Source organism: Stenotrophomonas sp. DDT-1 (genome assembly GCF_001580555.1).
Taxonomy (GTDB): Bacteria; Pseudomonadota; Gammaproteobacteria; order Xanthomonadales; family Xanthomonadaceae; genus Stenotrophomonas; species Stenotrophomonas sepilia.
In genome coordinates, this window is record NZ_LEKR01000008.1 from 53,457 (window position 1) to 79,137 (window position 25,681).

Sequence of the window (25,681 nt, forward strand, 5' to 3'; positions counted from 1 at the left end):
TTTCCATCACCCTAGCGGATTGCTGCGTTCAGATGGCGTTAGCACTGCAGAACGCTTGATCTTCGTTCACTCCAGAAGACCTCAACCGGCATGAGCGAACCCTACCTGAGCCGCTGGCGATTGCGGCGTGATGGCCCGGCCATGGAAACACCTCACGCCCGGCTCTGGCCGGTGCTGACCGCTGCCGGCGAGCCGGCGATGCTGAAGATCAGCAGCGAAGCGGAGGAGCAGAACAGCCATCGCCTACTGCGCTGGTGGGACGGCGATGGCGCTGCCCGCCTGCTGGCCCACGCCGGGCCGGCGATCCTGATCGAGCGTGCCGGCGGCGACTCGCTGCGGCAACGCTCGATCGAGGGCGACGATGAGGCCTGCACCACGATCCTGTGCCAGGTCCTGCAACGGCTGCACCGGCCACGGAGCGCGCCGCCAGCGGAACTGGTCTGCCTGCGTACATGGTTCGCCGATCTGCTGCAGCCAAGGGCCGCGCTACCGCCGCTGCTGGAACAGTGCAGATCACTGGCGGAGGCGTTACTGATGGAAGAACGCGAGGTCCGGCCCCTGCACGGTGACCTGCACCACGACAACGTGCTGGATTTCGGCAGGCGCGGCTGGCTGGCGATCGATCCGAAGCGGCTGCTGGGCGACCGTGCGTTCGATTACACGACGCTGTTCAGCAACCCGGATCTCTGCGGCCCGGGCATCCACGTTGCGACGCGGCCCGAGCGGTTTGCCGCACGGCTGGAACAGGTCACTGCACTGGCCAGCCTGGAACGTACACGCCTGCTGCGCTGGATCGCGGCCAGCGCAGGGCTGTCGGCGGTGTGGTTCCGCGATGACGGCGACCCGGCCGACGTGGACGAGGCCGTGGCACGGATGGCGCTGGAGGCGCTGGCGGCGGGGTGATCTCGACCTGTAGAGCCGAGCCCATGCTCGGCTGTGCTTCCGGGAATGCGGAACATCTGAACGAAAAGCAGCCGAGCGCAGGCTCGGCTCTACAGGCCTCTGCTTCGGTAGGTGCCCGCCTTGGTGGGCACACTGGGTCCGGGATCGTTGTGCCCGGACGAGAATCGCCAGCCGGTCAGGCCTTTTCCATCGTGCACAGCAGCGGATGCTGGTTCATCCGCGAGTACTCGTTGACCTGGGCAACCTTGGTCTCCGCCACTTCACGGGTGAAGACACCGCAGACGCCGCGGCCGCGGGTGTGGACGTGCAGCATCACCTGGGTGGCCTTGTCCAGGTCCATGCTGAAGAACTGCTGCAGCACATCCACCACGAAATCCATCGGGGTGTAGTCGTCGTTGAGCAGCATCACCTGGTAGAACGGCGGCGGCGCCACTTCCGGGCGCGCGGGCTCTACGGCAACGCCGTGCTCGTGCTGGGAATCGGGGGAGGACTCATGGGGCATCCGTCCATTATAGGGGCTCGGGCAGGCCTGCGTCGGCCCGCCGCAGATTGGACGGCACGCACGCCCACCGTCACAATTGCATCCTCTCCCAACACTGTTTCACAGGATCTTCATGAAAAGGACCCTTCTTCCCGCCCTGCTGATCGCGCTGGCCGCTGCCGGCTCTGCCACTGCCGCAACCAGCGCCGACAAGTCCGTGGCCCGCCACCTGGACAAGCTGGGCTATACCTACGAAGTCGACGAGGATGGCGACTACCGCATGGTCTTCGACGTCGAGGGTGACCGCACCCAGATGGTCTACGTGCGCTCGGCGGTGGAGGATTTCGGCAGCCACAACATCCGTGAGATCTGGTCGCCGGCCTACAACGCCAAGACCAAGCAGTTCCCGGTGGCCGTGGCCAACCGCCTGCTGGAAGATTCGCAGGACGCCAAGATGGGCGGCTGGGTGAAGCAGGACACCACCGCCATGTTCGTGGTCAAGATCGACGCCGATGCCACCCCGGACCAGCTCAGCGACGCCATCGATGCGGCCATCCGCACCGCCGACGCGATGGAGCTGGAGCTGACCAAGAAGGACGAGTTCTGAGTTGAACGCCACGCCGGACCCGCGCTGGGCACCGCACGCCACCGTCGCCACGGTAGTGGTTGACGGCGGCCGCGTGCTGCTGGTCGAAGAGACCATTGAAGGCCGCCAGGTGCTGAACCAGCCGGCCGGCCACCTCGAGCCAGGCGAAAGCCTGGCCGAGGCAGCCCTGCGCGAGACCCGGGAGGAAACCGGCTGGACCGTGCAGCTGACCCATTTCATCGGCTGCTACCAGTGGACTGCCGGCGACGGCACCGCCTTCCTGCGCTTCTGCTACGCAGCGCGCCCGGTCTCGCACGACCCGGCCCAACCGCTGGATACCGGCATCGACCGCGCGCTGTGGCTGACCCCGGCCGAGCTGCAGGCCGCCGGCGAGCGCCAGCGCAGCCCGCTGGTCTGGGAGGTGGTGGCGGATTACCTGGGTGGCCAGCGCCATCCGCTTTCGCTGGTCCGGGAGGTCGCATGAGTACACCGCGCGTGATGGTGGGCGTCTCGGGTGGTGTCGACTCTTCGGTCGCCGCCTGGCGCCTGGTCCAGCAGGGCGAGGCCGTGGCCGGCCTGTTCATGCAGAACTGGGCCGACGACGGCAGCGGTGACTGCCGCGCCGAGGATGACCGCCGCGATGCGGTCGCCGTATGCGGCCTGCTCGGTATCCCGTTCCACTTCCGGGACTTTTCCAGCGAGTACTGGCAGGGCGTGTTCGAGCACTTCCTGGCCGAATACGCCGCTGGCCGCACGCCGAACCCGGACGTGCTGTGCAACCGCGAGGTGAAGTTCAAGCATTTCCTGGATGCCGCCCGCGAGCTGGGCGCCGAGCGCATCGCCACCGGCCACTACGCGCGGGTGACCCAGCGCGGCCACCAGTGGCTGCTGCTGCGCGGCGCCGACCGTTCCAAGGACCAGAGCTACTTCCTGCACCAGCTGGGCCAGGAGCAGCTGGCGGCCACCCTGTTCCCGATCGGCGACCTGGAGAAGAGCGACCTGCGGCGGATCGCACGTGACGTCAGCCTGCCGACCCACGCCAAGAAGGACTCCACCGGCATCTGCTTCATTGGTGAGCGCGACTTCCGTGAATTCCTCGGCCGTTACCTGCCGGCCAAGCCCGGCCAGATCCTCGACCCGGCCGACGGCAGCGTCATCGCCGAACATCCGGGCGTGTTCTATTTCACCCTGGGCCAGCGCGAAGGCCTGAACATCGGCGGCGTACGTGGACGTCCGGCCGCGCCGTGGTACGTGGTCGGCAAGGATGTGGCCAGCAACGTGCTGTACGTCGACCAGGACCGCGACAGCCCATGGATGCTGTCCGAGCGCCTGCGATCGGAGGCGGCGCATTGGATCTCGGGCTCGCCAACCGCGCGGCGATTCGAATGCACCGCCCAGACCCGCTACCGACAGCCCGATGAGCCGTGTACGGTCGACGTGCTGGACGATGGCAGCGTGCTGGTCACCTTCGCGCGCCCGCAGCGTGCCGTTACCCCCGGTCAATCGCTGGTGCTGTATGACGGTGATGTGTGCCTGGGTGGCGCGGTGATCGCCGCCACCGATGCGCCGCTGGAACAGCGCCTGCGCACCACCCCCTCCCCTTTTGAGGTAATCGCTGCATGAGTTTCACTGTCGACGACCGCGTCCTGGCCCTGGCCGGCATTGCCCAGGCCCTGCAGCAGGTACGCCGCATCGCCGATACCGGCCATTCCGACGCCGCCGCCGTGCGCACCGCCGTGGACAGCGTGTTCCGTGTCGATGCGTCCTCGCCGCAGGCGGTGTTCGGTGACCGCCATGCACTGAAGGCCGGGCTGCGCCTCCTGCACAACTATTTCCGCAACCAGGGCCAGGATCCGATCCTGCCGAAGCTGGCGCTGTCGGTGCTGCAGCTGGAGCGCCGCTTCGTTCAGGATGGCGCCACCGTGAACAAGGTTGCTTCGGGCATCGAGCGTGCCCAGCGCCAGGCCACCGAACTGGGCGACAGCGGCCACCCGGATGTGCTGGCCAGCCTGGGAAGCCTGTACGCGGACACCATCAGCCACCTCAAGCCGCGTGTGATGGTGCAGGGCAACCCGCACTACCTGGGCCAGGCCGGCGTGGTGGCCGAGATTCGGGCCCTGCTGTTGGCGGCGGTGCGCTCGGCAGTGCTGTGGCGCCAGCTGGGCGGCAGCTACTGGGACTTCCTGTTCGGGCGAAAGGCGATGATCGAGGCCGTGGACCGGCAGCTGGCCTGAGGGTGTGGGGTCAGAGCCCTTTTCCATGGAAAAGGGATCCGACCCCGAGACCGCACAGGCGCCGGAAAACTGGCGCATTCAGAATGCACTTCCAGGCACATCGACGTTAAAGAGAAAGGGGGGACGGCCGATACATCCTCCGTGCACCTCCCGAGAACGTCCATGTACTCACGCATTTTCATCCGTCTGGCCGCCCCCCTGGCTCTGACCCTGCTGCTCCCATTCGCCATCGGATTCGAATGGCCGGCCGCCCTGCGCTGGGCGATCCTGACCACGATGACGCTGAGTTGGCTCGGCTTCGCGTGGTGGACCACCCGCGCCCAGGCGCATCGTTCCCCGGAACATGCCCGTGTCCTGCGTGAGCAGGACCAGTTGCTGACCGAACTGCGCAACTTCGTCGGCAACGAAATCGACGGTTCGCGTGGTGAAGTGGAACGCGCCCGCGACCTGATCCGCCAGGCGGTCTCCAGCCTGGGCGGCAGCTTCGATGCGATGAACCGCAAGTCGCGCCAGCAGAGCCAGGCGCTGTCGCGCATCGTCGACCGCGCCGGCGATGAAGGCAATGCCGGCCTCGACGTTGCCCGTTTCGCCCAGCACGCCAGCCACCGCATGGAACAGCTGGTGGAAGCGCTGGAACAGGTGAGCGGCCAGAGCAGCACCACCGTGCAGCACATCGACCAGATGGCGCAGCACCTGGATGGCATCTTCGCGCTGCTGGAAGACGTCAAGTCGATCGCCGACCAGACCAACCTGCTGGCGCTGAACGCCGCCATCGAAGCGGCCCGTGCCGGTGAAGCCGGTCGTGGCTTCGCCGTGGTCGCCGACGAGGTACGCAACCTGTCCGAGCGCTCGACCACCTTCAACGAGCAGATCCGCAAACTGGCGCACAGCTCCAAGGACGCCATCGCCAAGGTGCGCGAGACCGTCTCGCACATGGCCTCGCGTGACATGGACCGCTCCCGCGAAGCGCGCCAGGAAGCGGCGGCAATGCTCGACAACGTCGCGCAGATCAATGCCTCGCTCGGCGACGGCATGCGCGAAGTGTCCGAGTGCGCCCGTGCGATCGATGGCAGCGTGGCCGAAGCCGTGCGCGCCCTGCAGTTCGAAGACATCGCCACCCAGGCGCTGGGCGGCGTGCACACCCACCTGGACCGCCTGACCGCGATCAACCGTGAAGCGGTGGCCCTGCAGGAGCTGCTGCACCGCAATGGCGGCGTGTTCGACGAGGAGATCGCCAGCGCCCTGCAGCGCACCGGCAACCGCCTGCGCGAGCTGCGCAGCGAATGGGAACGCCCGCCACACAAGCCCGTCGCCCAGCAGAGCATGGGCGCCGGCACCGTCGAGCTGTTCTGATCCTGATGTCCGCTGCCCTCGCCGGCAGCCCGCAAGGCCCCGGTTCGTCCGGGGCCTTTGCCTGTGACCCGCCGCTGGATGCATCCTGTAAGCGCACCATGACCCTGATCCGCGCCCTGCCCTCCCTCACCGACACCGAGCGCCCGCGCAAGGCGAGCGTGCGTGAGCAGCTTCAACAGCTGGAAGAGGTCGCCCGCGAAGAGATCCGCGAACTGCAGCAGCTGGCGGACGCGCGCCCGGCGCCATCGCCGGCGGACGAGGCGCTGCTGGGCCTGGCTTGGGACCTGGGGTTGGATGGGGAAGCGCTGAAGTAGATCCACGCCATGCGTGGATGGACGACGCGATACCTGCAACCTCTGCCTTGCCTGTCGCCCTTTAGGATTTGTTGCATAGGCTGAGGAAGGGGAAGAGGACATACTGCCGCCCTCCCCCGTCTCTCTGGCCTCTGAATGACGTTCAATCTGGAAGAAGCCCGCGAGGCTTTTGAGCAATTCCTGATGTTGATGGACGACCAGATTGAATGGCTGGTCGCGCAGGCTCAAATGCATGGCATTGAACTGGATTGCAGCCTCGAAAGCCTCGACAGGCTGGAACGCCTCCATGACTTGATGGCAGCCACGCTATCTGAGGACGAGCGGGACTCTCTGAGGGTCGTGTTCGCCCGATATCTAGGGGAGACCGTCAGGCTGCTACACGGCGGGAAGTGGGCCCTGCCACTTGATGACTCTAAGGACATCCACTTCAACAGGCCCGTCATCATGGGGCACTCACGCTACCCCCTGTGTGAATTCAGTCCCATCCATGCGATTCGCGCCTACTCGCTTCGCCGCCGCCCGGGGCTGATCAGGAGCATCGTAGCCAGCAGCGTTGATCCGCAGATCCTGGACCTAAGCGATCTCGCCGAAGAAGATTGACCCAAGTCGATCCCGAGAAACGCATGACCTGCTGCACGGACTCGCCCCCCGCGGGGGCGGCCACGGCTGCCCATGGCATGATTGCCCGGTCCCGTCCATGGAAGACCGATGGCCATCGCCCTGATCGCACTCCTGCTGTTGGAGACCGTCCTCCTGATGGCCTGGGTAGCCGGCTATTTCAGCTGGGGCATCATCCTGTTCAACGAACGCATTGCGGCGTCACCGGCCATGCAGGCCCGCCTCTCGCTGGGCAGCCTGGAGCGTGACCTGCCGCAGGACAAGTGGCTGCGACTGGCCTTCCATGCGCTGCCCGATGGCAGCATGGCGTTCCGCGAGAGCTTCGCGCCGAGCTTCGGCCTGCGCTACTTCCCCGTGATGCGCGGTCGCATCGTACTCAACGCGCGACGGCACGAGGTGCGGGTGATCGGCCTGTGCAGCTGGTTCGTGGCGATCCTGTCGCTGTTGCTGTTGCCGCTGGTGGCGATGCGCCCGACGGTGGCGCCGATGCTGCTGGTACTGCCGCTGTTCCTGGCCAGCTATCTGGTCCAGAAGCGGCGCTATGCGGCCATTGTAGAAGCGCTGCGCATGCAGCTGAGGGCGGATTTTCCGAGGTAGATCCACTCCATGCGTGGATGATCGACAGGCACAGGCATCCGTGCCGACCAACGGTCGGCCCCCACCAGAATCGGCGCCGTCGGTAGATCCACGCCATGCGTGGATCATGCCCCGCGATGCCTGTGTTTCGGATTGTTTGCATGGACCGTAAGCGCTCGGCCCTTCATCGTAAAGGGCCGATTCCGGTTCAGACCAGCCCAATGACCAGTGCAGCCCTCTGCCTTTCACTAGGTTTGCAGCTCCCGGTTGCCTCAGAACCACTTGCCGTAGATCGCAGCTCCCTGCTCGCCCTTCAGCAGGCGCTCCAGTCCTTCGGCCAGTTTCAACAGCCCTACTCCGCACCTGTAGATGTGACCGATCCTGATGCAGGCGTGACCGATGCAACTGTCGAGATCTCCGCCGGGTGTGTGCAGGATGGTCCACAGGTCATCATCCTGGACGCCGATGTTGACGACTCATCCGAGCGCTATCTTGTACTGAGCGAGCCATGGCAAAGCCTTCCGGCGGGAACGTTGCTAATCGTCTGCGGAGACGATGCTGTTGTCATTTCAACCCAGGACTTGAGCGAGGTGCTTGCGCGAGCCGAGATCATGCTGACATTTCTCGACCTGCTGCCTGGAGATTCGGAAGCCAGGGACCACCTGGACAGTTGCTCGGCAGTCTCGGATTCCGACGCTTCCGGCCCCATCGTGAAGAGCCTTCTGGATCAACTCTGCGCCAGCACTCCAGGATCGCCTGTCACTGACACCACGCTGACACTCTGGAAGGGCAGATTTCCGGACGCACTGCTGGCACTGTGGCAGCGCGACGGTCTCGCGCGCTATCACGATGATCGACTGACGATGGTCGATCCTGCTCAGTACGATACCGTCCTCGACGCCTTGCTCGCAGGCAGCACGCTACGGGGCAAGGATGACTTTCACGTATACGCGATCTCACCATTCGGCCAGATGCTGATCTGTGGCGAACGTACTGGCGTCGAACTCACATTTGAACCATATGAAGGTTATCTATGCGCGTCTGCACTGATGACCTCCCCAACAAACAACACCATAAAAAACCAACGACTGCACGACTTCCTGCTGACATTGGATGATCCCGAACTGGATGTTCTGGCGGAGGACGGGGAGCCAATGTTCTGGCGAGCCCGTGAGTTGTTGGGGCCGCTGGGCGACGGAGAGATTTACAGCTCGAAGGAGCCGGTGTCAGAGCACGGCTGGCGGCTGGGCAGTTTGGTGAAACGCGAGACGCTGGATGTGCTCGGAGAGCTTGCGCAACGTCGCTGACGGCGGACACTTGAGCGGGCGAACCGGCGTGCATGCCGACCAAGGTCGGCAACTACCAGATGCTGGCTCTTTGAGTAGATCCACGCCATGCGTGGATGATCGCGAGCGCCAGGGCATCCGTGCCGACCAACGGTCGGCACCCACCAGAGCTGGGCGCACCAGAGTCAGGCCACACCGGGCCGGCATCTGCCAGCGCAGATCGTCAGCGGACCAGCACCGCTTCGCTGCTGGCGTCGGTGCGCATCGGTAACGGACGCTGCTGGCGCAGCCACTGCGCCAGGTCGCGCGGGCTGAGCGGGCGCGAGTACAGGTAACCCTGGATCTCGTCGCAGCCCTGGCGGCGCAGCATGTCTTCTTCCTGGTGCGTTTCCACGCCCTCGGCCACCACCTTCATGCCCAGCGCGTGGCCCAGGTGCACGATGGCCTGGGTCACTTCGGCCGTGCCGGAGTCGTGCAGCATGCCCTGCACGAAACTGCGGTCGATCTTCAGGCGACCCACCGGGAAGCGGTTGAGGTAGTTGAGGTTGGAGAAGCCGGTACCGAAGTCGTCCACCGCCAGCGGCACGCCGTGCCGTTCGAGCACGTCGAAGCAGTGGCGCAGGATGTCGGTGTCACGGATCAGCGCCGATTCGGTCAGTTCCAGCTCCAGCCGCTGAGGCGGCCAGCCGTGGGCATGGCAGATGTCGATCACGCGCTCGGCGAAGCCGCGATCACGCAGCTGCACCGCCGACACGTTGACCGCGATGCGGTCGAAATGCAGTCCTGCCTGGTCCCAGGCGGTTGCCTGACGGCAGGCTTCGTTCAGTACCCAGTCGCCGATGCGCACGATCTCGCCGCATTTCTCGGCGATGGGAATGAACTCGGCCGGGCTGCAATAGCCGATGCCGGGGCGATGCCAGCGCAGCAGTGCTTCGATTGCCGGCGGCTCGCCCTGGTGGGCATGCAGCAGCGGCTGATAGGCCAGGCTGAACTCCTCGCGCTCGATCGCACCGTGCAGCGCGTGCTCAAGCTCCAGCCTGCGCTGGATGCGGGCCAGTGCGTCCTGGCTGTAATACTGGTAGGTGTTGCGTCCGGCTTCCTTGGCCGCGTACATCGCGGCGTCGGCAGCGCGCAGCAGTGAATCGAAATCGGTCTGCGCATCGCCCAGCATCGCGATGCCGACGCTGGCACCGACCTTCAACGTGGTTTCCCCGCGGCGCAACGGCTCGGCCAGCGAGGCAATCAGCTTGCGGGCGACATGTCCCGCATCCTCGGGCTCAGCCAGGTCGCGCAGTACGACGATGAACTCGTCGCCGCTGAAACGGCCAAACAGATCGTTGTTGCGCAGGTTCTGGTGCAGGCGGGTGGCGGCAGCCTTCAGCAGCGCATCACCCGTGGCGTGACCGAAGCTGTCGTTGATGGTCTTGAAGCCGTCCAGGTCGATGAACAGCATCGCCAACGAGGTGCCGCGATCACGCGCCTCCTCGATGGCCTCGGCAGTCTGTTCACCGAGCAGCACGCGATTGGGCAGGCCGGTCAGCAGATCGTAGTGGGCCAGCAGTTCGATGCGCTCGTTGGCCTCGCGCTCGCGGGTGATGTCACGGAACAGGACGACGAAGCGCGGCGGCAGTCCGTCACGACGATCCAGCTCGATCAGCACCTGCACCCAGACACGCAGGCCGGACTGGCGGTAGAAGCACAGGTCCAGCTGCTCGGGCAGGCCGCCGTTGGCGATGCGGGCCAGCGCCGCCTCGAACGCATCGCGCGAGTCTTCGGTGTACAGCGCCATCGCCTGGTCGAGGGTGATCGGTTCCTTGCGCAGGCCGTGGATGCGATAGCACTCCTCGGTCCATTGCATGCTCCGTGTCTGCACCTCGATCTCGCAACCGCCGATGCGGCCCAGCGCGGAAACCCGGTTCAGCAGTTCGGTGCGCCAACGAATCAATGCGTCGGTCTGATGCTGTTCGGTGATGTTCTGCACCTGGCCGAGCAGGCGCTTGGGCTGCCCGTCCAAGTCCAGCAGCGGCTGCATCCACAGCCGCAGGTGCTGTGATGGCTCATGGCCGCGGGTCAGCTCCAGCTCGAGATTGGCGGCACGACCATCGCGCCACAGCCGCCGCCATGCCGCACGCAGCGCGCCACGCGAGCGCGGGTGCAGCTGCTTCAGCCAGCGCCGCTGGCCGGGCACGGCGCCGTGCTCCAGTGCCAGCAGCGAGCGCAGTTCCGGCGACCACCAGAAGTGCCCGCTGTTGGGGTCGAACGACCAGCTGCCCATGCTGGCGATACGTTGGGCTTCGCTCAGGTGCAGCTGCTGCTCCTGCAGCAGCGATTCGAGCTGCTTCTGCTGTTCGATATCGGTATGCGTGCCGACCATGCGCAGCGGCTGACCATCGGCGGTGCGCGCGACCACGCGGCCGCGATCCAGCACCCAACGCCACTGGCCATCGGCCTGGCGGAAGCGGAACTGTGCACTGTACTGCTCGCTGCGCCCGCGCAGGTGCTCGTCGAGCGCGGCGCGCACCTGGTCGATGTCCTCGCTGTGCACGCGCGACAGCAGTTCGGTGGCCGTCTCGTCGCCCAGCGCCGGCGTGCGCGCCACCCGGTCACTGGGGATGTCCCAGTCCCACAGGCTATGGCCGGCGCTGTCCAGTGCCAGTTCCCAGCGCCCGCCCCCGTCGACCGGCACCGGCTCGGGAATGCTCAGGGTGAACGCCAGCAGGTTGCCCGCACCGTCATGCACGGCGCGCAGGTGACCGTCGTAGTGGCCGCGCGGGCCGCCCGGCAGCGTGCAGGGCACGATGCCGCCATCGGCGGCCATCAGGCGCAGATCTTCCAGCATCGGCGCATAGGCCGCCACGGTGGCCGGCAGGCCATGCTCGCGCGCGGCCGGATTGGCCGCCAGCGGGCGCCCGGTACGGTCGACGATGACCAGCGCCGACGCAAGCGGGTGCTGCAGCAGGCTGGCGATGATCCCTTGGTCCACGCGATCTTGCTCCGGATGACTCGCCCGTCAGCGGGGCACGCAGTGGTTAACGGCGCCTGCGGCGGATAATTGAGTGGTGACGGCACGCTGCGGGGTAAGATGATCGGCGCCCCTTTCACCCACCCCGTCCATGCCCGCAGAACCGACCGGCAACGCCCCAGTTCCCGACCCGCGGATGGCGCAGGCGCTGAGCCGTGACCGGCGGCGGGTGGTGTTGAGCTACCTGGTGATGGCGCTGGCCTGGATGATCTCCACCGACAGCGTGGTGCAGGCGCTGGTGCCCGATCCGCAGCAGGCGGCCCTGTGGCAGGGCCTGAAGGGCTCGTTCTTCGCCTTGGCCAGCGCGGGCCTGCTGTACCTGCTGCTGCGCCCGCTGGCCGAGCATGTGCTGCATACCCACGCCCGCCAGCAGGCCTCGGAGCTGCGCCTGCGGCAGATGTTCGAGGGCAACCCCGGCCCGATCCTCGTCTATGACCTGGACACATTGGCGATCCTCGATGCCAACCCAGCCGCCTGCACCGCTTTCGGCTGGGAGCGCGATGAGCTGCTGGAACAGACCATCGACGCCTTGTGGCCACCCGGCCAGGGCCAGGCGCTGCAGGCCAAGCTGGAGGCGATCCGCGAGGCGCCCGAAGAGCTGTGCATCCTGCGCGCGCAGCTGCAGCTGCGCGATGGCGCGCTGCGGCACATGGAACTGCGCTCCAACGCGATCAGTTACGACGGCCACAATGCGCGCCTGCTGATCGCCATCGACCGCACCGCCGAGGATCTGGCCCAGCTGCGTCGCGACCAGGCGCTGGCACGGGTGGAAGAGGCCCACGAACTGGCCCGCATCGGTGCCTGGGAGCTCGACCCGTCCACCGGGCTGGGCCGCTATTCCAACCAAGTCTATCGCCTGCTCGGCCGCCGCCCGCCCGAAGCCCGCCGCTGGCACCGCTTCGACGAACTGCTGGTGCCGGCCGACCCGGCCACCGCTACCCAGACCGAGCAGCTGCTGGCCGAGCTGTGCTCCGGCGAGCCGGTGCAGGTGGACGTGCTGCTACCGCTGCTGTCGATGGACGGGCGCGCGCTGATGGTGCACCTGCGCGCCGCCAGTGGTCTTGATGAAGCTGGCCGCAACCGCGTGCTGGGCACGCTGCAGGACGTGACCGAACGCGAGCAGTCGCGGCGCCTGCTGCGCGAGCGCGAAGAGCAGTTCCGCGAGCTGGTGCGGGTACTGCCCGACGGCGTGGTGATCCTCTCCGACGAACATGTGCTGTACGCCAACGCCTGGGCCGCCGGCCTGTTCGGCTACGGCAGCCATACCCTGCTGGGCGAGCCCTTGTCGGCGCTGGTCGCTGCCGCAGACCTGCCGCGGGTGCGCAGCCAGCTGCGTGCCGGCCAGCCACACCTGGGACCGGGCCATAGCAGCGTGGTGGCCATGCAGCGCGGCGACGGCCGCAGCTTCCATGCCGGCCTGGCGGTGGGCGACGTGCGCTACGGTGGCCGCGACTGCAAGCTGCTGATCGTGCGCGACCTCAGTGATTCCGAACGCATCCGCAGCGCGCTGGAAACCAGCAACCGCGAACTGCAGGCGATGGCCGGGCGGCTGTTCTCGCTGCAGGAGGACGAGCGTCGTGCGATTTCGCGCGACCTGCACGATGACATCGGCCAGGCCATCACCGCGATCAAGCTGTCGGCGCACGCGGCGCTGGAAGAGGACGATCCGCAGCGGCGTGGGCAGGATCTGGCGCAGATCGTCAGCCTGGCCGACACCACCGTGGCCAAACTGCGCGACATCTCCACCCTGCTGCGCCCCCCGCAGCTGGATGCACTGGGCCTGGAGGCAGCGCTCAGCTGGCAGGCGCGGGTTCTGTTCCGCTCCTCGCCGGTGGAGCTGCTGGCCGAGATCGAGCCGTTGCCGCATCGCCCCGACAACAGCATCGAACAGGCCTGCTTCCGCATCGCACAGGAAAGCCTGACCAATGCGCTGCGCCATGCGCGCGCCAGCCAGGTCCTGCTGCAGCTGCGCGATGTCGGCCAGCGCGGCCTGCACCTGCAGATCCGCGATGACGGCGAGGGCTTCGATCCGGACGGCCCGCGCGGCCTGGGCCTGATCGTGATGCGCGAGCGCGCACAGAGCGTCGGTGGCCACGTGCGGATTGAATCCGCGCATGGCGAAGGCACCCTGGTCGATGTCCACCTCCCCTACCAGGCGGCCAGCAGGGCTGCCGTCGATTCACCGGAATACTGAGCCATGTGGAATCCCAACCTGCCCCCGGTCAGCATTGATGACGCTCCCGACCGCCTTGGCGCCGGCAACCCCGAACTGCAGGCAATGGTTGCCGAGGCAGCCTCAGGCGGCATCGCGCTGATGCTGATGCACGTGGACATCGACCATTTCGCATCGGTCAACGAAAACATGAGTGCCGAAGTGGGCGACCAGGCGCTGGTGCTGGTGGCACAGCGCCTGCAGTCTTACCTGCGCGGGCGCGGCAAGCTGTGGCGGCATGGCAGCGACGAGTTCCTGATCGCGGTGCCGCGCACCGCCGATCTGCCGTTGCCGGAGGATTTCGCCGAGGAGATCCGCCAGCAGATGGAGCTGCCGCTGTCGGTGCTGCCGTACACGTTGTTCATGACCGGCAAGCTGGGCGTGAGCCTGTGCCCGGAACATGCCAGCAGCACCTCGCGCCTGCTCGACCATGCCGAGGATGCGCTGTACCAGGCCGCCCGCGAAGGCGGCAATGCCGTGCGCATCCATGCGGTGGACACCCCGCCGAGTGCGCACAGCGAGAGCATCATCGCGCGCCAGATCGTCGATGCCATTCCCAATGGCGAGCTGAAGCTGCGCTACCAGCCGCTGGTAAGCGCGCGCGACGGCCACGTGGTGGGCATGGAAGCGCTGCTGCGCTGGCAGTCGCCGACCCTGGGCATGCTGGTGCCGGAGCGCTTCATGCGCACCGCCGAACGCCTGGGCATCATCGTGCAGATCGGCACCTGGGTGCTGGAAGGCGCCTTGAAGCAGGCGCGGCTGTGGCGCGACCAGGGCTTTGATGACTTCACCATCGCAGTGAACGTGTCCACCCTGCAGCTGCTGCGGCCGAACTTCTTCGCCGAAGTGATGTCACTGCTGCAGGCGGCGGGCGTACCGGCGCATATGCTGACGCTGGAGATCAACGAGAGTGCGCTGACCAACAACGTCAATTTCGTCCACGAAACGCTGGCCAACCTGCGCAACGAAGGCATCAGCCTGAGCCTGGACAACTTCGGTACCGGCGACTCCAGCCTCAGCGCGCTGGTGCGCTACCCGGTGGACAAGCTGAAGATCGACCGCAGTTTCATCAAGAGCGCGCCGGCCGGCAATCGTGAAGCGGCCATCGCCCGCGCGATCATCGCCATGGGCCACCAGCTGGGCATGACCGTGATCGCCAACGGCGTGGAATCACAGGCCCAGCTGGGCTTCCTGCGCCGCAACGACTGCGACGTGTTCCAGGGCTACCTGTTCGGCGAACCGATGTCGGCCGATGCCGCCGGCATGACCCTGCGCCGCCGCTACCTGCGTCCGGAAGCCTTCGCCGAGACCCGCCCGGACCGGACGCTGCTGCTGCTGGATGACGAGGAGAACGTGCTGCGCTCGCTGGTGCGCCTGTTCCGCCGCGACGGCTACCGCATCCTGGCTGCCGGCAACGTGCGTGATGCGTTCGACCTGCTGGCGATCAATGACGTGCAGGTGATCCTGTCCGACCAGCGCATGAGCGACATGAGCGGCACCGAGTTCCTGGGCCGGGTGAAGATGCTGTACCCGGATACGATCCGCCTGGTGCTGTCGGGCTACACCGATCTGAACACGGTGACCGATGCGATCAACCGCGGCGCGATCTATCGCTTCCTGACCAAGCCGTGGAACGACGACGAACTGCGCAAGCACATCCACCAGGCGTTCCGCACGTACGAGGAACAGCGCCGCAGCAATGCCGGCCCGGCGCCGGTGGAAAGCGGGGATGGCGGCGAGGATCGGCCCTTGCGGTGATGATCCCATCTGGTAGAGCCGGCCGCTGGCCGGCTGCTCTGGATATCGGGTTCAATGAGGTTGCCGGCCAGCGGCCGGCACTACCAGAAGCGGTCAGCGCGGCTGCTTGACCGGCAGCACCACACGGAAGCGCGAGCCCACGCCGGGCGTGCTGTCCAGGTCGATGCGGCCGTGGTGCTTGTTGATGATGCTGTAGGAGATCGACAGGCCCAGGCCGGTGCCACTGCCCACCGGCTTGGTGGTGAAGAACGGATCGAAGATGCGCTGGCGCAGTTCCGGCGAGATGCCACCGCCGGTATCTTCGAACTCAACCCAGACGTGATCGCCATCAACGCCGGTACGCACGGTGATCGTGCCGCGCTCGGCGATGGCATGGCCGGCGTTGAGCAGCAGGTTCATGTAGACCTGGTTCAACTCCGATGGCAGGCACTCCACCAGGGGCAACTGGCCAAACTCGCGCACCAGGGTGACCTTGTACTTGAGTTCGTTCCAGATGATGTTGATGGTCGATTCCAGGCCCGCGTGCAGGTCGACCAGCTTCCACGACTCGTCGCGGCCGGAATACGAGAAATCCTTCAGGTCGCGCACGATGCGGGTGACCCGCTCGATGCCTTCGCGCGATTCCGCCATCAGCTGCGGCAGGTCGCGGCTGATGAAATCGATATCCAGGCGGTCACGGATATCATCGATTTCCGGGATCAGCGCTTTCGGGTCCGGCGCACGCAGGGCGCGCTCGTAGGCTTCGATCACGGTAAACAGGCTGCGCAGGTATTCCTGCAGGCTGCCCAGGTTGGAGTGCACGTAACCGATCGGGTTGTTGATCTCGTGCGCGACGCCGGCGGCCAGCTGGCCGATTGACGCCATCTTCTCCGACTGCAGCAGCTTTTCCTGGGTGCCATTGAGGCGCAGGTAGGCCTGGCGCAGTTCGGCATGGCGCTGCTGCAGCTCGCGTTCGTAGTCCTCCTGCCCTTCGATGTGGCGGAACAGGGCGAGGAAATGCCCCTGGCCGACCGGACCATGGTGGTACAGATGGGCGATGACCACGCCCTCGCCCAGCGGCAGGCTGCCATTCCAGTGACCATGCTGGCGAGCCTGTTCCAGCGCATCGGGCGGCAGCAGTTCGCGCAGGCGCTGCGGCGGCGGCAACCCGCCGTCCTCGCCACTGGCCAGCAGGTTCTGTGCGGCCGGATTGGCCAGGGCCACCCGCCCGTCATCGGTGAACAGCAGCAGGCCTTCGCGCAGGCGCTCAAGCAGGGCCTGCAGCACCGGCTGCGGCGGAAGGGGGGCGGTAACCAGGGCGTTGGCAGCGGACACGGCGACTCGGGACGTTCGAACAGGCGCCCAATATACGCGGTCATGCAGCGGGCTTCAGCCCACCGGGAGGGGGTGTGCGACCGCCGTCGCGTCAGGCGACGGCGAGTGGCCGGCCGATGCTGACCGTGTGCGACTGGCCCTTGGCATCGTAGGCCGAGGCATCTTCGGTACGGCCGAGCTGGCGCAGCGCCCAGTTCACCTCGCGGCGACGGCGCGACAGCAGTACGCCGTTGGCGCGGTTGCGCTCGGCCAGTTCCTGCAGCTGTTCGCCCTCGCCCACCGGCGGCGCGCCTTCCAGCGCACGCAGCGCTTCCAGCTTGGCGCCGGTGGCCCGGATCAGGGCGTGCACGTCGTGCTCGACCAGGGCCTGGCGTTCAACGTCCAGGGCCTGGGCGAGGCGCTGCAGCGGCTCGCTCATCGCCGCAGTCATCCGTGCAGCTGCTGGTCCAGATCGAGCATGCGCGATGCGATCGCGTCCGGATTGATCTTGTAGGTGCCGTTCTGCAGCGACTCGCGCACGGCGGCCACGCGCTGGGCGTCGATCGCCGGGGCGGTGGTCAGCTCGCGCTCGATGGCCTGCAGGTTGGTGGCCTCGCCGGTCAGGCGCAGGCTGTCGGCCGCCTCGACCGGGCGCGCCGCCGCATCGGTGCTGACACCGGGCTTGTTGGCCGGGGTCGTCACGCTGCGCAGTGCCTGGGGGACCTGCAGGTTGCCGTCGATTTTCTGGCTCATGGGGTGTCCTGGAGTTGCCGTTCACAAGGGATAACGGCCGCAGGGCCGTGATCTTTAGGGATATTTTGCGGTAATTCAACGCGCCACGATTACGTCACCTGCGGCATCGACCGTGCCTTGCACGATCCGCCGCGAGGACAGGTTCTCGACCGAGACCCGTTCGTTCTCACCGGCATCACCCATCGCACGGCCGGCAATCCGGACCTCGACCGAACCGCGACGCGACACCAGGGCCACATTGTCTCCTCGCTTGATGAGACGCTGCACCACCAGATCGTTGTTCGACAGCAGGGCCCCGGCCTGCAGCGGACGGCGGGCGACGCGGCCGATCGCTGCATTGGGATCGGACAGCACCGCGCCGGCAATCCGGGCAGCGTCACGCTGGGCAGTGGTGATATCGGCGGCAGTGAGGGTTTCTCCAGTGCCGATTCCGCGGTTGAGCACCAGTACGGTCTGGTTGCGCCGCACCTTTACCGGCACGAACAGGCGCCAGCCGCCCGCATCCGGACAGCTGACCTCCACCGTGGTGTTGGCGGTGGGTTGCACCTGCAACGCGCTGCCACATTTCGGCAGGCGCAGCGCATCGGCCACCTGGGCCTCGCCCTCGCTGCCCGCCGGCAGCGTCGACAAGGCCGCCGCGCGGATGCTCGCCACCGGCTGCCAGTCGGCGGCAGCCGCCCACGGCGAGGCCAGTGCCAGCGCGATGGCGAATAGAGATGTGACCCGGCGCATGGCGCCTCCTTCAATCGGCAAGAGCTGGCCCAGGTGCGTGCAAGGCGTGTGCCAGAGGGGCAGAGCTGCCTCGGTCGAACATGGCGCGACACCACAATTGCGGTGTGCAGCGCGCAGTGGCAGAGCGCCCTCAAGTTTGGCGCCCAACGCGCCGATACAGCAGCCATGTCCCATGACCTGCTCAACCGGATCGACCAGCGGACCCGCCTGGCCGGCCACAACCGCCTGGCGCTGCTGCTGTTCCGTCTCGGCGGACGTCAGCTTTTTGGCGTCAATGTCTTCAAGGTGCAGGAAGTCCTGCGCCGCCCGGAGCTGTTCCAGGTGCCCGGCCTGCCCAGCCAGTTCGCCGGCGTGGCCGACGTGCGCGGCCGCTCGGTGCCGGTGCTGGACCTGGGCCTGGCGATCGGCCACCCCGAACGTGAGCCCGATGCCGATACCTCGCCGGGTTACCTGGTCGTCACCGAATTCAACCGCTCGATCCAGGGGTTCCTGGTCAGCGGCGTCGAACGCATCGTCAACATCGCGGTGGAAGACATCCACCCGCCGCCGGAGCTTGGCGCCGAGTCGAGCTACCTGACCGCGGTAACCCGCTTCCAGGGTGAGCTGATCCAGGTGATCGACGTTGAAAGCGTGCTGGCCGATATCGCCCAGGTCCGCGGTGACGCCGTACTCGATCCGGCGATGGCAATGCCCGCCGATGGCCCCCAGCTGCAGGTGCTGGTGGTGGACGACTCGCGCGTGGCCCGCCAGCAGATCCGCAGCGTGCTGGATCAGCTGGGCGTGGGTGCCACCCTGCTTTCCGATGGCAAGCAGGCTCTCGACCACCTGTTGCAGATCCACGCCTCGGGCGAAAACCCGGCCGAACGCTATGCCATGGTCATCTCCGACATCGAGATGCCGGCCATGGACGGGTACACGCTGACGACGGAAATCCGGCGCCATCCGGGCCTGGCCGGCCTCTACGTGCTGCTGCACACCTCGCTGTCGGGCGTCTTCAACAACGCCATGGTCGAGCGTGTCGGCGCCAACGCGTTCGTCGCCAAGTACTCGCCGCACGAGCTGGCTGACTTCGTGCTGGACCGCCTGCGCAAGGTGGCGATGGCGGCGTAGGGCCACGTCACGGGTCTCCGCCGGGCATGGCCCGGCGCTACCACAACCTCCCCGACCCCTGGGGTAGCGCCGGGCCATGCCCGGCGGACGCGATGTCGCGCGTGCTTTGGCACACCCCTTGCAGCTTCCCGGGCAACGTTCCCGTGGGAGTGCACCGTGCGCAACCTGATTACCGACTACCTGGGCGTCCACGCCCAGGCCATGCCGTTGCGCGAACAGCGGATGAAGCTGATCGCCAGCAACCTCGGCAATGCCGACACCCCCGGCTACAAGGCCCAGGACCTGGACTTCGATGCCGCCCTGCGCCATGCCCAGGGGCAGGATGCCAACGGCCTGATGGCCACCACCCATGAGCAGCACTACGAAATCAGTAGTGGCCTGAACCCGTTCCAGATCGCGCGCGAGGGCGTGCAGCCCAGCCTGGACGGCAACACCGTCGATCCCGATGCCGAGCGTGCCGCCTATGGCCGAGCCGCGCTCGAGTACCGCGCCTCGCTCAGCTTCGTCGAGAGCAAGGTGCGTTCCATGCTGACCGCGATCACCGGGCAATAAGCCATGAGCAACCTGCCGATCTTCGATATCGCCGGCTCCGCGCTGCAGGCGCAGTCGGTGCGCATGAGCACCATCGCCTCCAATCTCTCCAACGCCGACACCGTGGCCGGGTCTGCCGACGCCGTGTACAAGCCGCTGGAGCCGATCTTCCAGGCCGTCACCAGCAAGAACGATCCCAACATCACCTCGGTGAAGGTGAAGGAGATCACCCAGAGCGAGGCGGCGCCGATCAAGCGCTACGAGCCGGGCCACCCGCTGGCAGACGCCGATGGCTACATCTACCAGCCCGACGTCGATCCGGTGGCGCAGATGGTCAACCTGATCTCGACCTCGCGCAATTACCAGGCCGGCGTGGAGATGTTGACCACCGCCAAGGAACTGGCCCTGGCCACCTTGACCATGGGCCGCTGAGGCCCGCAGCACCGGATACCGCCATGACCACCGCCGTCAACAACCAGACCAGCCAGGACGTCTATTCCGCGCTGGGCCTGAACGCCCCCAACAGCAACGCCACGAAAAAGAAGAACACGCTCGACCAGGCCGACTTCCTGCGCCTGATGACCGAGCAGCTGCAGCACCAGGATCCTCTGAAGCCGATGGACAACACGCAGATGGTCGCGCAGATGGCGCAGATGTCCACCGTGCAGGGCATCACCGATCTGAACAAGACGGTGAAGGGCTTCCAGGAGTCGATGGCCAGCGACCAGGTGCTGCGTGGCGCGGCGCTGGTCGGCCACCAGGTGCTGGTGCCGTCGGAAAAGCTGGTGCTGGAGAAGGAAGGCAGCGTCGAGGGCACGGTGGCCGCGCCGTCGGCCGGCATCATCACCGTGGATATCACCGATGCCACCGGCGCCAAGGTCACCTCGCTGAGCGTGGAAGCCAAGGCGGCAGGCGAAACCGCCTTCCAGTGGGACGGCAAGGACGCCAACGGCAAGCGCATGGAACCGGGCAAGTACTCCATCGTTGCCAACCATGTCGATACCGCCGGCAAGAGCACCAAGCTGTCCACCTATGTGCAGGCGCCGGTGGAAAGCGTGACCGTCGGGTCCGACGGCCTGTACCTGAACCTCAAGGGCCTGGGCACGGCCCCGATCGACTACGTGCTCCGCGTCAGCTGAGCCGCACATCCCGCATCAACCAGGAGCATCCCATGGGCTTCAATGTCTCGCTGTCCGGCATCAATGCCGCCAACACCGACCTGAGCGTCACCGCCAACAACGTCGCCAACGTCAACACCACCGGCTTCAAGCAGTCGCGCGCCGAGTTCGCCGATCTGTTCGCCTCCACCAGCTATGGCCTGTCGAAGAACCAGACCGGCTCGGGCGTGCGCGTCTCCAACGTCGCCCAGCAGTTCATCCAGGGCCACAACGAGCAGACCGGGCGCAGCCTGGACATGGCCATTTCCGGTGAGGGCTTCTTCACCATGAACATGAACGGTTCGCGTGTGTACTCGCGTGCCGGCAACTTCCAGACCGATTCGGCCGGCTATGTGGTCAATCCGCAGGGCGCGCGCCTGCAGGTGTTCGCGCCGAATGCCGATGGCACCAACTTCGATGCCGGCCGCCTGGTCGACCTGCAGCTGTTGACCACCGACAGCCCGCCGAAGCAGACCAGCGAAGTGAAGGTGGGCTTCACCCTGCCGGCCAACGCCAAGCAGCCGACCGTGGCCACGTTCGACCCGACCGACTCCAACAGCTACAACCACTCCAGCGGCGGCATCACCGTGTACGACTCGCTGGGCGTGAGCCATATCCAGGTCTCGTACTTCGTGAAGGGCGCCAACCCGAACGAATGGACCGTGCACAACTATGTCGATGGCCAGCCCGCCGGCACCCCGACCGCGGTCGCCTTCGACAACAGCGGCAAGCTGACCGCCCCGGCCAACGGCAAGGTTGGCCTCGGCACCTTCACCCCGACCACGGGCGCTGGCCAGCTGAACATGACGCTGGACATCAGCGGTTCGACCCAGTACGGCGAGAAGTTCGCCCTGCGCAACACTCAGCAGGACGGCTATGCCGCCGGCAAGCTCAACGAGATCACTGTGTCCGAGTCGGGCGTGGTCTATGCGCGCTACTCCAACGGCGACGACAAGCCCCTGGGCCAGGTCGCACTGACCACCTTCAACAACACCCAGGGACTGGAATCGAAGGGCAACAACCTGTGGGTGGAGACCTTCGAATCGGGCACGCCGCGCACCGGCATGCCGGACACCTCCAACCTCGGCAAGATCCAGGCCGGTTCGCTGGAAGCGTCCACCGTCGATCTCACCGAGCAGCTGGTCAACATGATCACCGCGCAGCGCAACTTCCAGGCCAACGCGCAGATGATCACCACGCAGGACCAGATCACCCAGACCGTCATCAACATCCGTTGATGAGCTGCTGACCCTGTCACGGAACTCCCCGCATGGATAAAGCCCTTTACGTGGCGATGACCGGTGCCCGCGCCTCCCTGCAGGCGCAGGGAACGCTCAGCCACAACCTCGCCAACTCGGACACTCCTGGCTTCAAGGAAGCGCTGGCCAACACCGAAGCCTTCCCGATCAAGGGTCCGGGCTTTGCCTCGCGGGTGGATGCGCTGCACGTCGACGCCGGCTTCAACCGCCGGCCCGGCGCGCAGCACATCACCGGCAAACCGCTGGACCTTGCACTGCAGAGCGGCACCTGGCTGGCGGTGCAGGCGAGCGATGGCAGCGAAGCGTATACGCGTGGCGCAGCCCTGTCGGTGACGCCGAACGGCCAGCTGGTGACCTCTGGCGGGCGCACGGTGCTGGATGACAACAACAACCCGATCGCCATTCCGCCCTACCAGGCGATGGAGATCGGCGCCGACGGCACGATCTCGATCATCCCGCAGGGAGAAGGCCCGCAGACGATGGCGCAGATCGGCCGGATCAAGGTGGTGCAGGCGCCGGACGAGCGACTCGAGCGCGGCCTGGATGGCCTGTTCCGCAACACCGACCCGCGCCAGCCGTTCGCACCGGCACAGGGCACCGCCGTGCACAGCGGGCAACTGGAAGGCAGCAACGTCGATGCTGCCGGTGCGCTGGTGCAGATGATCCAGCTGCAGCGCCAGTACGAAATGCAGGTGCAGGTGATCAAGCACGGCGACGACAACGCGCGCAGCGCCAACAGCCTGCTCCGCCTGGGCAGCTGACGGATTTCCGGCGCCGCCCGGGCGCGGCGCTGGCACACCGCTTGCACACCCGCTACCAAGGGCCGCACCACGCGGCCGGCTTCACCAGACAGGACACCGAAGATGAACCAGGCATTGTGGATCGCGAAAACCGGACTGGATGCGCAGCAGATGCGCATGTCGGTGGTTTCCAACAATCTCGCCAACACCAACACCACCGGCTTCAAGCAGGACCGCGCCAGCTTCGAGGACCTGCTGTACCAGCAGGTGCGCCAGCCGGGCGGCTCTTCGTCGGCGCAGACGCAGCTGCCGACCGGCCTGCAGCTGGGTACCGGCGTGCGCGTGGTCGCCACCGCCAAGAACTTCGAGCAGGGTGGCCAGCAGCAGACCGGCCGCGCACTGGACGTGATGGTCAACGGACGCGGCTTCTTCGAAGTGCAGATGCCCGACGGCAGCTCGGCCTACACCCGTGATGGCTCGTTCAAGATCAACCAGGACAGCGAGCTGGTCACCAACAGCGGCTACCCGGTGCAGCCGGGCATCCAGATTCCCGAGGGCGCGCAGTCGGTCACCATCGGCAGCGACGGCACCATCAGCGTAAAGATGGCCGATAACGCCGCGTCGGTGGAAGTCGGTGCGCTGACCCTGACCGACTTCGTCAATCCGGCCGGCCTGCAGGCGCGCGGCGAGAACCTGTTCCTGGAAACCACGGCCTCGGGCCCGGCCCAGAACGGCAATCCCGGCCTGAACGGTCTCGGCACCGTGGTGCAGGGTGCGCTGGAAGGCAGCAACGTCAATGTGGTGGAAGAGCTGGTGTCGATGATCGAAACCCAGCGCGCCTACGAAATGAATGCCAAGGCGATCTCCACCACCGACTCGATGCTCGGCTATCTCAACAACAAGATCTGACCGGCCCAACCGGGAAACCGCCATGTCGCCCATTTCCAACCTCGCCCGTACTGCCCTCGCCTGCACTGTGGTCGCCCTGCTCGGTGGCTGCGTGATCGCGGGCGACGTGCGCCCCTATCCGGCGATGGCACCGATCCAGCCGATCATGCCGCCGCAGGCCGCGCCCACCGCCGGTGCGATCTACGCCGCTGGCCCGACCCTGCAGTTGTATTCGGACCGCCGCGCACGCGATGTCGGCGACCTCCTGACGATTACCCTGCTGGAAAACACCACCGCGCAGACCAGCGCCAACACGGCCACCAACAAGGAATCCAACCTGAGCCTGGGCACGCCGTCCATCCTCGGTGCACCGGTCACCCTGGGCGGCAAGGACATCCTCAGTGCCACCGCCAAGGGCGCGCGTGACTTCACCGGCAAGGGCAACAGCGCGCAGAGCAACCGCCTGCAGGGCAGCGTCACGGTCACCGTGATCCAGCGCCTGCCCAACGGCAACCTGGTGGTGCAGGGGCAGAAGAACCTGCGGCTGAACCAGGGCGATGAACTGGTGCAGGTGCAGGGCATCGTGCGCCCGGGCGACATCAGCCAGGACAACACCATTCCTTCCAGCCGCGTGGCTGAGGCCCGCATCGTCTACGGCGGCCGCGGACCGGTCGCGCAGTCCAACGCGATGGGCTGGCTGAGCCGCTTCTTCAATTCCGGCCTGACGCCGTTCTGAGTATGGCCATGAACTTCTCCTTCTCTACCTTCTGGCAGCAACGCGTGACGTTGATCGCGTCGCTGATGCTGCTGATCGTCGCCGCCCCGGCCAGCGCCGAGCGCATCAAGGACCTCGCCCAGGTCGGCGGCGTGCGCGGCAATGCGCTGGTGGGCTATGGCCTGGTGGTCGGCCTGGATGGCAGCGGCGACCGTACCAGCCAGGCGCCCTTCACCGTGCAGAGCCTGAAAAACCTCCTTGGCGAGCTGGGCGTGAACGTGCCACCGAACGTCAACCCGCAGCTGAAGAACGTGGCCGCCGTGGCGATCCACGCCGAACTGCCGCCGTTCGCCAAGCCGGGCCAGCCGATCGACATCACGGTGTCTTCGATCGGCAACGCGGTGTCGCTGCGCGGCGGTTCGCTGCTGATGGCCCCGCTGCGCGGCGCCGATGGCCAGATCTATGCCATCGCCCAGGGCAATCTGATCGTGGGTGGCTTTGGCGCGCAGGGCAAGGACGGTTCCCGTGTATCGGTGAACGTGCCCAGCGTCGGCCGTATTCCCAACGGCGCCACCGTGGAGCGTGCCCTGCCCGATCCGCTGGCCAACGGCGGCGACATCACCCTGAACCTGCACAACAACGATTTCACCACGGTCTCGCGCATGGTCGCCGCGCTCAACAACGCGTTCGGCGAAGGTGCGGCACGCGCGATCGATGGCGTGACCGTCGCCGTCACCGCACCGACCGATCCGGGCGCACGCATCGGCCTGCTGGCGCGCATCGAGAACCTGGAACTGACCCCGGGCAGCGCCCCGGCCAAGGTGGTGGTCAATTCACGCACCGGCACCGTGGTCATCGGCCAGCAGGTGCGCGTCGGCCCTGCGGCGATTTCGCATGGTTCGCTGACGGTGACGATCCAGGAGAACACCAACGTCAGCCAGCCCAATGCGCTGTCGGGCGGCCGTACCGTGGCCAGCCCGCAATCCACCATCACTGCCACCAACGACGGCAGCCGCATGTTCAAGTTCAGCGGCGGCACCACCCTGGACGAAATCGTGCATGCGGTGAACGCCGTGGGTGCGGCACCGGGCGACCTGATCGCGATCCTGGAAGCCCTGAAGCAGGCCGGCGCACTGAGTGCCGAGCTCGAGGTGATCTGA

At 66.5% G+C, this 25,681-nt stretch carries 27 protein-coding genes; 21 read left to right on the forward strand and 6 right to left on the reverse strand.

Annotated elements, in window-relative coordinates; translation table 11 throughout:
• Positions 1 to 90: 90 nt before the first annotated feature.
• Positions 91 to 903, forward strand: a complete 813-nt coding sequence (locus AB839_RS06090; protein WP_061478689.1) for an APH(6) family putative aminoglycoside O-phosphotransferase — start codon at positions 91 to 93, stop codon at positions 901 to 903.
• A gap of 175 nt (positions 904 to 1,078) precedes the next feature.
• On the opposite strand, the gene clpS is transcribed toward AB839_RS06090, so the two are convergent.
• On the reverse strand, positions 1,079 to 1,405 hold the full coding sequence (gene clpS / locus AB839_RS06095) for an ATP-dependent Clp protease adapter ClpS (RefSeq protein ID WP_005416477.1): 327 nt from the start codon (positions 1,403 to 1,405) through the stop codon (positions 1,079 to 1,081).
• A gap of 112 nt (positions 1,406 to 1,517) precedes the next feature.
• Here clpS and AB839_RS06100 point away from each other — a divergent pair, with 112 nt between their 5' ends.
• The 9 genes from AB839_RS06100 to AB839_RS06140 all read left to right on the forward strand — a co-directional run bounded on the left by AB839_RS06100 (position 1,518) and on the right by AB839_RS06140 (position 8,372).
• Positions 1,518 to 1,991 carry a hypothetical protein gene (locus AB839_RS06100; RefSeq protein WP_005416476.1) on the forward strand — a complete coding sequence of 158 codons (474 nt, stop codon included), beginning with the start codon at positions 1,518 to 1,520 and terminating at the stop codon, positions 1,989 to 1,991.
• 1 nt (position 1,992) lies between these two features.
• Entirely contained in the window at positions 1,993 to 2,454 is a 462-nt protein-coding gene (locus AB839_RS06105) for an NUDIX hydrolase (protein ID WP_061478690.1), read from the forward strand.
• The gene (gene mnmA, locus AB839_RS06110) at positions 2,451 to 3,593 is read left to right on the forward strand and encodes a tRNA 2-thiouridine(34) synthase MnmA (protein ID WP_061478691.1); all 1,143 of its coding nucleotides are present in this window, start codon (positions 2,451 to 2,453) and stop codon (positions 3,591 to 3,593) included. Before AB839_RS06105 ends, mnmA begins: the two co-directional genes overlap by 4 nt.
• Positions 3,590 to 4,204: a high frequency lysogenization protein HflD gene (hflD, locus tag AB839_RS06115; RefSeq protein WP_005416473.1), complete on the forward strand. Its 615-nt coding sequence runs from the start codon at positions 3,590 to 3,592 to the stop codon at positions 4,202 to 4,204. Before mnmA ends, hflD begins: the two co-directional genes overlap by 4 nt.
• A gap of 162 nt (positions 4,205 to 4,366) precedes the next feature.
• Positions 4,367 to 5,557: a methyl-accepting chemotaxis protein gene (locus tag AB839_RS06120; RefSeq protein WP_014647075.1), complete on the forward strand. Its 1,191-nt coding sequence runs from the start codon at positions 4,367 to 4,369 to the stop codon at positions 5,555 to 5,557.
• A 98-nt stretch (positions 5,558 to 5,655) separates the two neighbouring features.
• Complete coding sequence (locus AB839_RS06125) at positions 5,656 to 5,871, forward strand: hypothetical protein (protein WP_061478692.1); 216 nt, start codon at positions 5,656 to 5,658, stop codon at positions 5,869 to 5,871.
• Positions 5,872 to 6,006: 135 nt separating this feature from the next.
• Positions 6,007 to 6,471 carry a hypothetical protein gene (locus tag AB839_RS06130; protein WP_061478693.1) on the forward strand — a complete coding sequence of 155 codons (465 nt, stop codon included), beginning with the start codon at positions 6,007 to 6,009 and terminating at the stop codon, positions 6,469 to 6,471.
• A gap of 108 nt (positions 6,472 to 6,579) precedes the next feature.
• The gene (locus tag AB839_RS06135) at positions 6,580 to 7,086 is read left to right on the forward strand and encodes a hypothetical protein (RefSeq protein WP_061478694.1); all 507 of its coding nucleotides are present in this window, start codon (positions 6,580 to 6,582) and stop codon (positions 7,084 to 7,086) included.
• Positions 7,087 to 7,226: 140 nt separating this feature from the next.
• Positions 7,227 to 8,372 carry a GAD-like domain-containing protein gene (locus AB839_RS06140; protein ID WP_197467671.1) on the forward strand — a complete coding sequence of 382 codons (1,146 nt, stop codon included), beginning with the start codon at positions 7,227 to 7,229 and terminating at the stop codon, positions 8,370 to 8,372.
• Positions 8,373 to 8,574: 202 nt separating this feature from the next.
• Here AB839_RS06140 and AB839_RS06145 read toward each other — a convergent pair whose 3' ends face one another.
• Positions 8,575 to 11,334: an EAL domain-containing protein gene (locus tag AB839_RS06145; protein ID WP_061478696.1), complete on the reverse strand. Its 2,760-nt coding sequence runs from the start codon at positions 11,332 to 11,334 to the stop codon at positions 8,575 to 8,577.
• A gap of 130 nt (positions 11,335 to 11,464) precedes the next feature.
• Here AB839_RS06145 and AB839_RS06150 point away from each other — a divergent pair, with 130 nt between their 5' ends.
• Both AB839_RS06150 and AB839_RS06155 read left to right on the forward strand, forming a co-directional pair.
• Positions 11,465 to 13,567 (forward strand): PAS domain S-box protein, encoded by a 2,103-nt coding sequence (locus AB839_RS06150; protein ID WP_061478697.1) that lies wholly within the window; start codon positions 11,465 to 11,467, stop codon positions 13,565 to 13,567.
• A 3-nt stretch (positions 13,568 to 13,570) separates the two neighbouring features.
• Entirely contained in the window at positions 13,571 to 15,343 is a 1,773-nt protein-coding gene (locus tag AB839_RS06155) for an EAL domain-containing protein (protein ID WP_005416466.1), read from the forward strand.
• Positions 15,344 to 15,436: 93 nt separating this feature from the next.
• Here the strand turns inward: AB839_RS06155 and AB839_RS06160 are convergent, their stop codons facing one another.
• From AB839_RS06160 to flgA, 4 genes are all read right to left on the reverse strand, one after another.
• Entirely contained in the window at positions 15,437 to 16,657 is a 1,221-nt protein-coding gene (locus tag AB839_RS06160) for an ATP-binding protein (RefSeq protein WP_053496680.1), read from the reverse strand.
• A 91-nt stretch (positions 16,658 to 16,748) separates the two neighbouring features.
• Positions 16,749 to 17,087 carry a FlgN family protein gene (locus tag AB839_RS06165; RefSeq protein WP_014037132.1) on the reverse strand — a complete coding sequence of 113 codons (339 nt, stop codon included), beginning with the start codon at positions 17,085 to 17,087 and terminating at the stop codon, positions 16,749 to 16,751.
• A complete protein-coding gene (gene flgM, locus AB839_RS06170) occupies positions 17,084 to 17,389 on the reverse strand; it encodes a flagellar biosynthesis anti-sigma factor FlgM (protein ID WP_005409579.1) in 306 nt (101 codons plus the stop codon). Before flgM ends, AB839_RS06165 begins: the two co-directional genes overlap by 4 nt.
• A gap of 75 nt (positions 17,390 to 17,464) precedes the next feature.
• Complete coding sequence (gene flgA, locus AB839_RS06175; RefSeq protein WP_061478698.1) at positions 17,465 to 18,121, reverse strand: flagellar basal body P-ring formation chaperone FlgA; 657 nt, start codon at positions 18,119 to 18,121, stop codon at positions 17,465 to 17,467.
• A 165-nt stretch (positions 18,122 to 18,286) separates the two neighbouring features.
• Between flgA and AB839_RS06180 the strand changes: the two genes are divergently transcribed.
• The 9 genes from AB839_RS06180 (at position 18,287) to AB839_RS06220 (ending at position 25,681) form a co-directional block, all read left to right on the forward strand.
• Complete coding sequence (locus tag AB839_RS06180) at positions 18,287 to 19,231, forward strand: chemotaxis protein (protein ID WP_019659622.1); 945 nt, start codon at positions 18,287 to 18,289, stop codon at positions 19,229 to 19,231.
• Between the two features lie 156 nt (positions 19,232 to 19,387).
• The gene (gene flgB / locus AB839_RS06185) at positions 19,388 to 19,783 is read left to right on the forward strand and encodes a flagellar basal body rod protein FlgB (protein WP_005409576.1); all 396 of its coding nucleotides are present in this window, start codon (positions 19,388 to 19,390) and stop codon (positions 19,781 to 19,783) included.
• A gap of 3 nt (positions 19,784 to 19,786) precedes the next feature.
• Positions 19,787 to 20,194, forward strand: coding sequence for a flagellar basal body rod protein FlgC (flgC, locus tag AB839_RS06190; RefSeq protein ID WP_005416461.1), 408 nt, complete (start codon positions 19,787 to 19,789; stop codon positions 20,192 to 20,194).
• Between the two features lie 23 nt (positions 20,195 to 20,217).
• Positions 20,218 to 20,901 (forward strand): flagellar hook capping FlgD N-terminal domain-containing protein, encoded by a 684-nt coding sequence (locus AB839_RS06195; protein WP_005416460.1) that lies wholly within the window; start codon positions 20,218 to 20,220, stop codon positions 20,899 to 20,901.
• A gap of 32 nt (positions 20,902 to 20,933) precedes the next feature.
• On the forward strand, positions 20,934 to 22,157 hold the full coding sequence (flgE, locus tag AB839_RS06200; RefSeq protein ID WP_061478699.1) for a flagellar hook protein FlgE: 1,224 nt from the start codon (positions 20,934 to 20,936) through the stop codon (positions 22,155 to 22,157).
• A gap of 32 nt (positions 22,158 to 22,189) precedes the next feature.
• Entirely contained in the window at positions 22,190 to 22,939 is a 750-nt protein-coding gene (locus AB839_RS06205; RefSeq protein ID WP_049412405.1) for a flagellar basal body rod protein FlgF, read from the forward strand.
• A 102-nt stretch (positions 22,940 to 23,041) separates the two neighbouring features.
• The gene (flgG, locus tag AB839_RS06210; protein WP_005416457.1) at positions 23,042 to 23,827 is read left to right on the forward strand and encodes a flagellar basal-body rod protein FlgG; all 786 of its coding nucleotides are present in this window, start codon (positions 23,042 to 23,044) and stop codon (positions 23,825 to 23,827) included.
• Positions 23,828 to 23,849: 22 nt separating this feature from the next.
• Positions 23,850 to 24,542, forward strand: a complete 693-nt coding sequence (gene flgH / locus AB839_RS06215; RefSeq protein ID WP_005416456.1) for a flagellar basal body L-ring protein FlgH — start codon at positions 23,850 to 23,852, stop codon at positions 24,540 to 24,542.
• 2 nt (positions 24,543 to 24,544) lie between these two features.
• Complete coding sequence (locus tag AB839_RS06220) at positions 24,545 to 25,681, forward strand: flagellar basal body P-ring protein FlgI (protein ID WP_134968535.1); 1,137 nt, start codon at positions 24,545 to 24,547, stop codon at positions 25,679 to 25,681.

Bases quoted from the DNA above. Each gene is read 5' to 3' on its own strand.
- flgG (WP_005416457.1), top strand. From the start codon at position 23,042: ATGAACCAGGCATTGTGGATCGCGAAAACCGGACTGGATGCGCAGCAG.
- AB839_RS06220 (WP_134968535.1), top strand. From the start codon at position 24,545: ATGGCCATGAACTTCTCCTTCTCTACCTTCTGGCAGCAACGCGTGACG.
- flgH (WP_005416456.1), top strand. From the start codon at position 23,850: ATGTCGCCCATTTCCAACCTCGCCCGTACTGCCCTCGCCTGCACTGTG.
- flgC (WP_005416461.1), top strand. From the start codon at position 19,787: ATGAGCAACCTGCCGATCTTCGATATCGCCGGCTCCGCGCTGCAGGCG.
- AB839_RS06205 (WP_049412405.1), top strand. From the start codon at position 22,190: ATGGATAAAGCCCTTTACGTGGCGATGACCGGTGCCCGCGCCTCCCTG.
- flgA (WP_061478698.1), bottom strand. From the start codon at position 18,121: ATGCGCCGGGTCACATCTCTATTCGCCATCGCGCTGGCACTGGCCTCG.
- AB839_RS06090 (WP_061478689.1), top strand. From the start codon at position 91: ATGAGCGAACCCTACCTGAGCCGCTGGCGATTGCGGCGTGATGGCCCG.
- flgE (WP_061478699.1), top strand. From the start codon at position 20,934: ATGGGCTTCAATGTCTCGCTGTCCGGCATCAATGCCGCCAACACCGAC.
- AB839_RS06155 (WP_005416466.1), top strand. From the start codon at position 13,571: ATGTGGAATCCCAACCTGCCCCCGGTCAGCATTGATGACGCTCCCGAC.
- AB839_RS06120 (WP_014647075.1), top strand. From the start codon at position 4,367: ATGTACTCACGCATTTTCATCCGTCTGGCCGCCCCCCTGGCTCTGACC.
- AB839_RS06150 (WP_061478697.1), top strand. From the start codon at position 11,465: ATGCCCGCAGAACCGACCGGCAACGCCCCAGTTCCCGACCCGCGGATG.
- AB839_RS06140 (WP_197467671.1), top strand. From the start codon at position 7,227: ATGGACCGTAAGCGCTCGGCCCTTCATCGTAAAGGGCCGATTCCGGTT.
- mnmA (WP_061478691.1), top strand. From the start codon at position 2,451: ATGAGTACACCGCGCGTGATGGTGGGCGTCTCGGGTGGTGTCGACTCT.
- clpS (WP_005416477.1), bottom strand. From the start codon at position 1,405: ATGCCCCATGAGTCCTCCCCCGATTCCCAGCACGAGCACGGCGTTGCC.
- AB839_RS06165 (WP_014037132.1), bottom strand. From the start codon at position 17,087: ATGACTGCGGCGATGAGCGAGCCGCTGCAGCGCCTCGCCCAGGCCCTG.
- AB839_RS06180 (WP_019659622.1), top strand. From the start codon at position 18,287: ATGTCCCATGACCTGCTCAACCGGATCGACCAGCGGACCCGCCTGGCC.
- flgM (WP_005409579.1), bottom strand. From the start codon at position 17,389: ATGAGCCAGAAAATCGACGGCAACCTGCAGGTCCCCCAGGCACTGCGC.
- AB839_RS06125 (WP_061478692.1), top strand. From the start codon at position 5,656: ATGACCCTGATCCGCGCCCTGCCCTCCCTCACCGACACCGAGCGCCCG.
- AB839_RS06100 (WP_005416476.1), top strand. From the start codon at position 1,518: ATGAAAAGGACCCTTCTTCCCGCCCTGCTGATCGCGCTGGCCGCTGCC.
- AB839_RS06195 (WP_005416460.1), top strand. From the start codon at position 20,218: ATGACCACCGCCGTCAACAACCAGACCAGCCAGGACGTCTATTCCGCG.
- hflD (WP_005416473.1), top strand. From the start codon at position 3,590: ATGAGTTTCACTGTCGACGACCGCGTCCTGGCCCTGGCCGGCATTGCC.
- AB839_RS06135 (WP_061478694.1), top strand. From the start codon at position 6,580: ATGGCCATCGCCCTGATCGCACTCCTGCTGTTGGAGACCGTCCTCCTG.
- AB839_RS06130 (WP_061478693.1), top strand. From the start codon at position 6,007: ATGACGTTCAATCTGGAAGAAGCCCGCGAGGCTTTTGAGCAATTCCTG.